This window comes from Microcystis sp. M109S1 (assembly GCF_020247025.1).
Lineage (GTDB): Bacteria > Cyanobacteriota > Cyanobacteriia > Cyanobacteriales > Microcystaceae > Microcystis.
On record NZ_JADBRW010000352.1, the window covers coordinates 1 to 3,990 of the forward strand.

Annotated in this window: 5 protein-coding genes; 3 read left to right on the top strand and 2 right to left on the bottom strand. The window is 44.7% G+C overall.

Annotated elements, in window-relative coordinates:
* Nucleotides 1-440: 440 nt before the first annotated feature.
* Together IM322_RS17600 and IM322_RS17605 are read left to right on the top strand one after the other, a co-directional pair.
* On the top strand, nucleotides 441-1,040 hold the full coding sequence (locus tag IM322_RS17600) for a DUF1517 domain-containing protein (protein ID WP_287675526.1): 600 nt from the start codon (nucleotides 441-443) through the stop codon (nucleotides 1,038-1,040).
* Nucleotides 997-1,929 (top strand): hypothetical protein, encoded by a 933-nt coding sequence (locus tag IM322_RS17605; RefSeq protein WP_287675527.1) that lies wholly within the window; start codon nucleotides 997-999, stop codon nucleotides 1,927-1,929. The genes IM322_RS17600 and IM322_RS17605 overlap by 44 nt, the downstream gene beginning before the upstream one ends.
* Nucleotides 1,930-1,995: 66 nt before the next feature.
* On the opposite strand, the gene IM322_RS17610 is transcribed toward IM322_RS17605, so the two are convergent.
* Both IM322_RS17610 and IM322_RS17615 read right to left on the bottom strand, forming a co-directional pair.
* Complete coding sequence (locus IM322_RS17610; RefSeq protein ID WP_287675528.1) at nucleotides 1,996-2,511, bottom strand: phycobiliprotein lyase; 516 nt, start codon at nucleotides 2,509-2,511, stop codon at nucleotides 1,996-1,998.
* 61 nt (nucleotides 2,512-2,572) lie between these two features.
* Complete coding sequence (locus tag IM322_RS17615; protein WP_287675529.1) at nucleotides 2,573-3,235, bottom strand: HEAT repeat domain-containing protein; 663 nt, start codon at nucleotides 3,233-3,235, stop codon at nucleotides 2,573-2,575.
* 470 nt (nucleotides 3,236-3,705) lie between these two features.
* Between IM322_RS17615 and IM322_RS17620 the strand changes: the two genes are divergently transcribed.
* Nucleotides 3,706-3,855, top strand: coding sequence for a hypothetical protein (locus IM322_RS17620; RefSeq protein ID WP_287699186.1), 150 nt, complete (start codon nucleotides 3,706-3,708; stop codon nucleotides 3,853-3,855).
* Nucleotides 3,856-3,990: the final 135 nt, after the last annotated feature.

A 3,990-nucleotide genomic window follows, 5' to 3' on the forward strand; every position in this document is an offset into this window, starting at 1 on the left:
GTTGGGTAAGACTTTTAGACTTTTTGTCAATCAAAAAGTACCGGACTGGGAGTGATCAGGGGGAAAATTCAGGTACTTTTTCCCTGAAAATTAGGTAGTTGACCACCTGAAAATCGGTAAAACCCTACACCCCACACCCCACACCCTACCACCACCGAAAAACTTTTTCAGCAGACCCTAATTATAGACTGTTAACAGGGCATCAAGGCATAGGAGCCTAGAAAATGGCAAATTGAAGGTAGGTTGGGTTGAAGCATGAAACCCAACACCTGCATGGGTTACGCTACCGCTAACCCATCCTACAAATAATTGTGCCTCCCTACTGATCAGCTTTTATTTATCCGATTAATTGGCCCTTATCACCTTGATCGAGCTGATGACTTCAAGACTACTGACTCCTAACCTTAACGACAATTTTTGATTTTTACCAGAGGTCTATTATGAGTTCTTTAGGCGATCGCTTTAAGAAATTTGCGGGTAAAACTCGCTATGTGGTCTGTCGCTTATTTTTGCATCTCTACGGACAAGAAATCGCACCTCTGATCGGTATTCTTAATCGTGCCGGCCGGGAGGCGATCGATTCCGAAGGCGATTTAGAGGTCATGGGAGAGGGTTTAGTAGAAATTTGTCAAAATCTGCTGCAGATGAACCTCTATTGGTTTTCTGTGGCTAATGAGGGCGATGTTTTTTGGAATGAGGGGGAAGCAGGGGACTACGTTAACGAACTGTTTACCGATTCTGCGGCCAGATACCTAAGTGAATCGGTGTCTGGGGAAGTGGGGGAAAACGAACCCTTAACTTTACCCGTCACCGATAACTTAGTTGTTATGATCACAATAGCCTTCGAGGGTGAGAGTGCTGCTTTAGAAACTAGCCTAGCCGATCGAGAGGCCCTAGAAGATGGTTTAAAATCAATAATTAACCTCCACTACCAAGGTCGGCTGCGCGCGATTCAGGTACATTTTTCTCCTGCTCAATTGGGAGATGAATTGACCAATGAGCAACTATTACTCAATTTCCCCGAATTACTGCCTTTATAGTCTTAATTTTGCCCTTATGCTGCGCCAAGTAACGACAATCCTTTTAATTCTTACCCTTTGTTGCACAACGGTGGCCTGTGGTTCCTCGTCAAATCAGACTCAGTCACCGTCAGCTAATAACAGTAGTGTAAGACAACAATCCAATCAAGTTAGTAGCGGTCGCTACGAGGTGCAACAAGCTACCTACGATGACGGAGATGGCACTTATACCTTAATGCTGTTAAACACCCCTGCGGGGACTTCTCCCCTCTTTCGCGGCACTAACCTCCAAATGGCTAGATTAAGCGATGAAGCTATCGCTAAAAGGGAAAAAACCGCAGTAGAAATCAACGGTGATCAGGCTACCCTGTACATGACCGAAGATTTTAAAATCGAGTATGTCCATAATGTCACGGAAGTGCGGAACAATCCTCAAACCGGACAACAGGAAACCGTGGTGATTCGGCAAGAATCGAGTTTTTGGAGTCCTTTTTTTGGTGCTGTTGCTGGTCAAGCTTTGGGTAGTTTGCTCTTTCGTCCTCAATATTACGTTCCTCCCCTCTATACTCCGGGGGGTGTGATGACCGGTTTTGGTGGTCACGGTTCCACCTATAATCAGGCAGTAGATCAATACCGGACTAAACATAATAGTCCACCTCCGGCGGTCAAAAATCGGCAAACTCTCCGTTCTACTGGCAATTTACGTCGTTATCCCAGTAATACTTCCTCTAGTCCCAATCGCAGCACCACAACCACCACAAAACCCAGTGGTTCCGGTTATGGTTCCAGTACCCTGAAGAATTCGGGTAAATCTGATAATGTCAAACGTTCTCCTAGTTTCGGTTCCTCCGGTTCCCGTCGTACCCCTAGTCGCAGTGGTTTCGGCAGCAGCAAACGCGGCCGACGTTAGGAGGATTTGACTGGAGTGGTGGAAGATTAACCCTGTCTTCCCCACCTCAGACATTGGGGATGGCAGCTACTTAGAAGCAACCATTTTGCGAATTTCCGAATAGAAAACCGTCTGGCGATCGCCATTGGCCGACTGGATAATACTGGTACGCAATCTCAGATTAGGACTAGCAAACCAGATTCTTTCTTCGATACGATGGTGATTATCCTCGATGGTTAAAGTTAAAGCTTGATCGCTTCTGAGATGATATTCTCCCAGCGCTGCCGATTTACCGTCCGATTTGATTAATTTTCCTTGCCAAGAATTCTCTGAGGGTAGCCAAACTAAATAGCTAGAACCGATTTTTTTCGGTTGTCCATAGTCCACGGAATTATCCCAAGTCGCTTTCCATCCCCCTAGATTGGCCTGGGACTGACAGTTATTTTCTAAACATAATTGCACCACATCGGCAGCATCGGCAGCCAGCAAATCGATGGTGATTTCTGCTTTATTATTGGCAACTTTTTGAGCGGCTAATTGATAACTGGTACGCTGAGAAAACCATTTACCCGCACAGAGATTAATAAATTCTTGAATGTCCATGAATGGCTGTAGGCAAAGATCGATCGCTCTGGAAGAATAGATTATTTATTCTATCCTATCCCTAGACCAATTTTTGCAAGGATAAACGGGCCGCTTCGCGCACTTGCGGATGTTCGTCCTTGACCAAAAATTTTAAGGCCGCGATCGTTTTTTCCGCCGGAAGATGGCCTAAAGCTTCCGCTAATCGCTGCCGGATTAACCAGTCATCGGAGTTAACAAAGGTTAAAAGCTTCTCGACGGTTTCCACTGCTTTGATTTCCCCAAGAGCGGCAATAGCGGCCTGTTGAATAACCGCTTCGTTACTATCGAGAGCCGATAATAACACCTGTTTAGCCCGAATATCGCCCAAATTGCCCAAAGCGACGGCGGCACTAAAGCGGACTAACCATTGCGTGTCTTCGTAAAAAGCCCGTTGTAGGGGTTCAAAAGCGCGAATATCTTCTAAATAACCTAAGGCCCCCGCAGCATCGGCGCGAATACCATAATCGGCATCATTGGCTAACAAATCCACTAGGATAGGAAAGCATTCCTCGGTTTGTTTGACTCCCAAAGCAAAGACAGCCATCGATCGCACTGGCAGCATTTCATCATAAAGGACTTTTTTGATCAAGGGTACAGCTTCCTCCGGGGTCACTTCTCGCAGGGATGCCAAGGCCAGCAGACGATCTTTAGAATTGCTACTTTCTAACTGGAGGGCAATGGCTTTTTTATCAGGCTTACTCATTTTTGTCAACCACTTGTAATATTTCTTTAATTCTAACGCAATTCTTGGCAATTCAGAAACGAGAGCGGGGAAAGGATTTCTTGAGGATTTCTTAAGGATTGAGGCGAGAGTTGACTTCCTCCGGGAAACTACAATTTAAGTATGGTAATACGATAAATGCTAGGCTTTCTGATAGATTCAGGAAAAAAATATAAAGCCCCACTCCCCTTCAGGTCAGCGAGGTTGAGATTAAAAAAAACAGATAGCCTAGGGCTAATTAGCTTGTCTAGCGGCAACTGCCACACCTAGACAAGCAGGGGGTGTTATGGTGAGAAATCAAGTTTTTAATACTGGTTCTTTGTAAATCTGTTAAGGCAGGTGCGGAACCCCGCAAGGGAAAGAAGCAGAAACCTAAATCGTGAGGTTTGGGAATCACCGTCCGTTTACGGCGGTGAGGATGTCAAGCTTTCACTTATACCAACGAGGATTTATTGGATAGAGTCTTAGCTTTTACCTACGATCAAATGCTTCTAGATACGGCTGCAAGCGTTAACAATCCGGTTAATGGTCCCGCACTAGGTGGAGACATGAGAGAATGGCCTCTTAATCGAGATTTATTGAATCAAGTGGAAATTGATTAGACCTCTTGCATAATTTTTTTATGGTATAATGGAGGGTTTTGCTTTTTTCTCGATTCTTACATTGAAGTTGAAAAAAGAATAAAATGTGATCTTAGGTCAGGAAATCATCTATAATTTTGCTATGTTTATTAGCAA

Coding starts and splice junctions, on each gene's coding strand:
- IM322_RS17615 (WP_287675529.1), bottom strand. CDS start 3,235: ATGAGTAAGCCTGATAAAAAAGCCATTGCCCTCCAGTTAGAAAGTAGC.
- IM322_RS17610 (WP_287675528.1), bottom strand. CDS start 2,511: ATGGACATTCAAGAATTTATTAATCTCTGTGCGGGTAAATGGTTTTCT.
- IM322_RS17600 (WP_287675526.1), top strand. CDS start 441: ATGAGTTCTTTAGGCGATCGCTTTAAGAAATTTGCGGGTAAAACTCGC.
- IM322_RS17605 (WP_287675527.1), top strand. CDS start 997: ATGAGCAACTATTACTCAATTTCCCCGAATTACTGCCTTTATAGTCTT.